The sequence below is a fragment of the Halomonas sp. BM-2019 genome (assembly GCF_017584085.1).
In genome coordinates, this window is the sequence record NZ_CP071922.1 from 2,551,086 (window position 1) to 2,557,108 (window position 6,023).

5 protein-coding genes and 1 pseudogene are annotated in these 6,023 nt (G+C 66.1%); 2 read left to right on the forward strand and 4 right to left on the reverse strand.

Annotation, left to right across the window (positions count from 1 at the left end; genetic code table 11):
• From pheA to J5F18_RS12765, 4 genes are all read right to left on the reverse strand, one after another.
• Positions 1-205: chorismate mutase (gene pheA, locus J5F18_RS12750; RefSeq protein ID WP_346298990.1), on the reverse strand; the 205-nt coding region annotated here is incomplete at its 3' end.
• Positions 206-340: 135 nt separating this feature from the next.
• Positions 341-1,459, reverse strand: a complete 1,119-nt coding sequence (serC, locus tag J5F18_RS12755) for a 3-phosphoserine/phosphohydroxythreonine transaminase (RefSeq protein ID WP_346302226.1) — start codon at positions 1,457-1,459, stop codon at positions 341-343.
• Positions 1,460-1,481: 22 nt separating this feature from the next.
• A complete protein-coding gene (gene gyrA / locus J5F18_RS12760) occupies positions 1,482-4,166 on the reverse strand; it encodes a DNA gyrase subunit A (RefSeq protein ID WP_346298991.1) in 2,685 nt (894 codons plus the stop codon).
• 110 nt (positions 4,167-4,276) lie between these two features.
• Positions 4,277-4,696 (reverse strand): thioesterase family protein, encoded by a 420-nt coding sequence (locus J5F18_RS12765; protein ID WP_346298992.1) that lies wholly within the window; start codon positions 4,694-4,696, stop codon positions 4,277-4,279.
• A 159-nt stretch (positions 4,697-4,855) separates the two neighbouring features.
• Between J5F18_RS12765 and J5F18_RS12770 the strand changes: the two genes are divergently transcribed.
• Together J5F18_RS12770 and J5F18_RS12775 are read left to right on the forward strand one after the other, a co-directional pair.
• Positions 4,856-5,779, forward strand: coding sequence for a recombination-associated protein RdgC (locus J5F18_RS12770; RefSeq protein WP_346298993.1), 924 nt, complete (start codon positions 4,856-4,858; stop codon positions 5,777-5,779).
• A gap of 5 nt (positions 5,780-5,784) precedes the next feature.
• Positions 5,785-6,023 (forward strand): annotated as a pseudogene (locus J5F18_RS12775) (glycerol acyltransferase); the annotation flags it as partial.

Here is a 6,023-nt window from a genome sequence, read left to right on the forward strand (position 1 = left end):
GGCCCTTGTTGAGCGCCATGATCCGGCGCAGCACCTGGGCCTCGCGCTCAGGGCGGTAGAATACCGTCTGTGGATCCTCGGCCAGCTTCACACGGGCCACCTGCTGGGCACAGGCCGCCCGCTCGCTGATCAGTACCAGGATCTCGCTGTCCAGCTCGTCGATACGGTGACGCAGCGCCTCGAGATCGATGGGGGTATCGGTCATGGGTGGTTCCCTTCTCCTCGGTCAATGGGGGACAGGCCCCCCATTTCTCTCTTTGACCTACCTGGATTACCGGCGACTTGGTTCCCCAGCCGCCCTCACCGAGTGGCTGGGCGCTCGGCGCTTGCAGCTCGGCGCTTACGCACGGCGTTTCTCGAAATCAGCCATGAAATCGACCAGCGCATCCACCGCGGCTTCAGGAACCGCATTGTAGAGACTGGCTCGCATGCCACCCACGCTGCGATGCCCCTTGAGGTTGAGCAGCCCCACCGCCTCGGCCTCGGCCAGGAAGGGCGCCTCCAGGCGCTCGTCGGCCAGCACGAAGGGTACGTTCATCCGCGAGCGGTTGGCCACGGCGATGGGGTTGGTGTAGAAGTCGCTGGCGTCGATGGCGGCGTAGAGCTTCTGCGCCTTGCGGGCGTTGATGGCCGCCATGGCATCCAGCCCTCCCACCTCATCCTTCAACCACTCGAAAACCAGTCCGGCCAGGTACCAGCTGTAGGTGGCCGGGGTGTTGATCATGGAGCCGGCATCCGCGAGCGCCTGGTAGCCAAACAGCGAGGGCATGTCGTCGCGGGCGCGATCCAGCAGGTCGTCGCGCACGATCACCACGACCAGGCCCGCCGGACCGATGTTCTTCTGGGCACCGGCGTAGATCACCCCGAACCGGGAGACATCCAGCGGGCCGGAGAGGATGCTGGAGGACAGGTCGCAGACCAGCGGCGCCTCGGAGCCATCCGGGCGGCGAGGCCCCCCCCCGTCACTGCCGGGAATGTAGTCGAAGGCCAGGCCGCCGATGGTCTCGTTGGCGGTGTAGTGCAGGTAGGCCGCATCATTGGAGAGCACGATCTCCTCCGGACGCGGCACCGCTCGGTGCCCGCCGGCCTCGCTGGAGGCGGCCACGTGGACGTCGCCGAACAGGTGGCGCGCCTCGCCGATGGCCTTCCGGCTCCAGATGCCGGTGTTGAGGAAATTGGCACGCCCCCCCGGACCGAGCAGGTTGTAGGGCACTGCGGCAAACTGCTGGCTGGCGCCGCCCTGGGTGAACAGCACCCGGTAGTGGGTCGGCACGGCCAGCAGCTCGCGCAGGTCGGCCTCGGCCTTCTCGGCAATGGCGACATACTCGGGCGAGCGGTGGCTCATCTCCATCACCGACAGGCCACGCCCCCGATAGTCGAGCAGCTCGTCGCGGGCCCGCTCCAGCACGGTCGTGGGTAGCGCCGCCGGCCCGGCACAGAAGTTGTAGTGGCGATGAATGGAGAGCCGCCCCCCATTGCCGTTATGCCCCATCGTATTCCCCTTCCTCATCGTCACCTTCGAAATGGGGGTCTGCCTCCGATTCCGGCGAAGCGTCACCCGGCTCATCGATACGGACGGTCTTGACCAGGGACTCGTCATTGCCCAGACGGATCAGCATCACGCCCTGGGTGTTACGCGAGGTGATGGAGACCTCATCGACCCGGGTGCGCACCAGGGTGCCGCGATCGGTGATCAGCATCATCTCGTCGGTCGAGTAGACCTGCATCGCGGCGACCAGCGCGCCGTTTCGCTCGCTGGTCTGCATGGCGATCACGCCCTGGCCGCCGCGGCCGCGCAGCGGGAACTCCTCGAGACGAGTGCGCTTGCCGTAGCCGTTCTCGGAGGCGGTGAGGATATAGATCTGCCCGCCGTTGCCGTTCTCGGCCGGCTTCCCCTCCTCGGACTCGGTCTCGACGTCGGCATCGGCATCGATCTGCTGGCTCTGGGGGATGATCAGGCTGATCACCTCGGCGCCGTCAAGCAGGCGCATGCCGCGCACGCCGCGAGCGGTGCGCCCCATGGCACGCACGTTGCCCTCCTCGAAGCGGATCGCCTTGCCGTTCGAGGAGAGCAGCATGGCATGGTCGCTACCCGAGGTAATCGCCGCCCCCACCAGGCGATCGCCCTCTTCGAGATCGATGGCGATCAGGCCCACGCTGCGGGGCCGGGAGAACTGATCCAGGCTGGTGCGCTTGACGGTGCCCTTGGCGGTGGCGAAGAAGATATAGCTGTTCGGGTCATAGTCATGCACCGGCAGGATGGCGTTGATGGCTTCTCCCTCGTCCAGCGGCAGCAGGTTGACCAGTGGCTTGCCCCGCGAGCCACGGCTGGCGGCCGGCATCTCGTAGACCTTGAGCCAGTAGACCTTGCCGCGATTGGAGAAGAGCAGCACGGTGTCGTGGGTAGAGGCCACCAGCAGGTGCTCGATGACGTCCTCATCCTTCATGGCGGTGGCCGACTTGCCGCGACCACCGCGGCGCTGGGCCTGGTAGTCGGAGAGCGGCTGAGTCTTGGCATAGCCGGAGCGGGACACGGTGACCACCATGTCCTCCTCGGCGATCAGGTCCTCGATGGAGAGGTCGAGGTGGCTGGCCTGGATCTCGGTGCGGCGCGCGTCGCCGAACTGGTCGCGCACCGCGGCGAGCTCTTCGCGGATCACCTCGAGCAGGCGTTCGCTGGAGGCCAGGATCGCCATCAGCTCGGCGATCTTCTCGAGGATCGCCAGGTATTCGTCGAGGAGCTTCTCGGTCTCGAGCCCCGTCAAGCGGTGCAGGCGCAGCTCCAGAATCGCCTGGGCCTGGGCCGGCGAAAGACGATATTCGGTAGCCGAGGGGTTGAGGCCGAAACCCTCCTCGAGATCCTCGGGCTTGCAGGAGGTCGCCCCGGCACGCTCCAGCATGGCGGTGACCTGACCCGGCGGCCAGCTCCTGGCCAGCAGCTTCTCCTTGGCCTCGGCAGCGTTCGGCGAGGCCTTGATCAGCTCGATCACCTCGTCGATGTTGGAGATCGCAACGGTGAGACCTTCGAGGATATGGCCGCGCTCGCGAGCCTTCTTCAGCTCGAAGAGAGTCCGGCGGGTCACCACCTCGCGGCGATGGCGGATGAAGGCCTCAAGGATCTCCTTGAGGTTCATGATCTTCGGCTGGCCGTCCTCGATGGCCACCATGTTGATGCCGAAGACCGTCTGCAGCTGTGTCTGGGCAAAGAGGTTGTTGACCACCACCTCGCCGGACTCGCCGCGCTTGGTCTCGATGACCACCCGCAGCCCGTCCTTGTCGGACTCGTCGCGCAGCTCGGCGATGCCCTCGATCTTCTTGTCCTTGACCAATTCGGCGATCTTCTCGATCAGCCGTGCCTTGTTCACCTGGTAGGGCAGCTCGTTGACGATAATATGGTCGCGGCCGGTGCGCTCGTCATGCTCGATGGTGTGGCAGGCGCGCACATAGATGCGCCCGCGGCCGGTGCGATAGGCCTCGAGGATACCGGCACGGCCGTTGATGATCGCGCCGGTGGGGAAGTCCGGCCCCGGAACGTGCTCCATCAGGTCGTCGACGCTGAGAGTGTAGTCGTCGATCAGCGCCAGGCAGGCGTTGATCACCTCGCCCATGTTATGTGGCGGGATATTGGTCGCCATCCCCACGGCGATGCCCGAGGAGCCATTGATCAGCAGGTTGGGCACCTTGGTGGGCAGCACGTCGGGAATGCGCTCGGTGCCGTCATAGTTGTCGACCCAGTCGACGGTGTCCTTATCCAGATCGGCCAGCAGCTCATGGGCCAGGCGGGCCATGCGCACCTCGGTGTAGCGCATGGCGGCGGCGCTGTCGCCGTCGATGGAACCGAAGTTGCCTTGACCGTCCACCAGCACGTGGCGCATGGAGAAATGCTGGGCCATGCGCACGATGGTGTCATAGACGGCACTGTCACCGTGGGGATGATACTTACCGATGACATCGCCCACCACGCGGGCCGACTTCTTGTAGGGCTTGTTCCAGTCATTGCCGAGTTCGTGCATGGCGAACAGCACGCGCCGGTGAACCGGCTTCAGACCATCGCGAACGTCCGGCAGCGCCCGGCCGATGATCACGCTCATCGCGTAATCGAGGTACGACTGCTTGAGCTCATCCTCGATGTTGACTGGCAGAATCTCTCTGGCGATGTCACCCATGGGTCGTCGAATCCTATGCACTGCAAGGGGTTGGCCGCCCTCGCCGGCGAGGCCGCGGGCGCCATGATAGCCCAGCATCATACCACTCCGGCCGGTGCAAAGGCAGCGGGCTATTCGAGCACGAGGGGCGCGAGGTACTCACGCAACTCACCCTCGATGGCAATGGCCCGGTTGGCGGCGAGGTCGAGCAGCACGAAGGTGAGGGTGCCCGAGCTGACCAGGACACCGTCGCGCTCACGGCGAATCTCCTGGGTCATCCTGGCGCTGCGCCCGCCGACGGCCGAGAGGCGCGTGAGGATCTCAATATCGTCACCCGCCACCGCCGCCTGGCGATAGTCGATGTTGAGGTTCACCGCCACGAAGGCCACGTCGCCCTGCTGCAGTCGACTCGCCAGATCCGGGTGCTCGTCGAAGTAGGCCCAGCGCCCCTCCTCCAGGAATTCCAGGTAGCGAGCGTTGTTGACGTGGCCGTAGCCGTCGAGGTGGTAGCCGCGCACGCGTAGACGAGTCCTCGTGACGCGTGGATCCATGGTAATACTCCCTGTCGAATGAAATGATGCCGGGATTCTGGCAATGCCCGGGGATATTTTCAAACACTCGTTTCATCGCAAGCGAAGCTCGGCCACCTGCTGGCACCCCCGCCCCCCTTCAGGGATAATGGCCATCCTTTTGACCCCGGGAAATGCTTCATGTGGTTCAAGCACTTGCACCTTTATCGTCTGCACGACGCCCCGACGCTGGACGCCGCGACCCTCGAGGAGGCCATGGCCGAGCACGCCGCTCGTCCGTTGGGCGGCCAGGATCCACGCCGGCTGGGCTGGACCACCCCCGCCGGTCGCGCCGGCAACGCACGACTGCATGAGCTGCAAGGCCAGCGGCTGCTCAGCGCGCTGCGCCAGGAACGACTGCTGCCGGCCGCGGTGGTACGCGAGGAGACCGACGAGCGTGCCGCCGAGGTCGAGGCCCGGGAGGGCCGCAAGCTGCGCCGCCAGGAGAAGATCGCCCTCAAGGAGCAGGTGATCGAGGAGCTGCTGCCGCGCGCCTTCGTACGCAGCCAGAAGGTCGACCTGTGGTGGGACACCCGCCGTGGGCTGATCGGCGTGAACGCCAGCTCCCGCACCCGCGCCGAGGAGGTACTCGACCTGCTCCGCGAGACCCTGGGCAGCCTCAAGGTGACCCCGCTGGCCAGCCAGACCCTGCCGATGCGCGCCATGACCCAGTGGCTGGTGGAGCCCGACTCGCGTCCCGCCGACCTGGTGCTGGGCGACCAGGTGGAGCTCAAGGCCAAGGGCGATGACGGCGTGCTGCGCGCCCGCCAGGTCGACCTCGACAGCGACGAGATCCAGCAGCTGCTGGAGAGCGGCCGCCAGGCCAGCAAGCTGGCCCTGGAGATCGAGGGGCGACTAAGCTTCGTGCTGCACGATGACCTGGCGGTCAAGTCGCTGCGTTTCAGTGATGCCCTGGTCGACGAGGCCAACGCCAGCGACGATGGCGATGATGCCCTGGTGCGTCTGGAGACCGACTTCGTACTGATGGCCCAGGCCCTGGGCGAGAACATCGATCGCCTGATCGCCTGGCTGGGCGGTGAGGCCGGCGCCACGAGCGGCGGATGAGTGCCATGACCGAGATTCGTTCCGATATCAGCATCGCGTCCGACCCCTGGGCCGAAATCCGCCCCTATCGGGATGAGGAGGTGGCCGAGGTGCTGGGACGACTGGCCTACGACCCGGAGCTGCTCTCCGCCCTCACCCGGTTCCGGCTGCCCCGCCTGTCGCGCTTCATGCCGCGCCTGTCCAGCACCCTGGCCAGCCTGGCGATCCGCCGCGAGGTGCGCGGCGTGGCCAGCGTCAACGACTT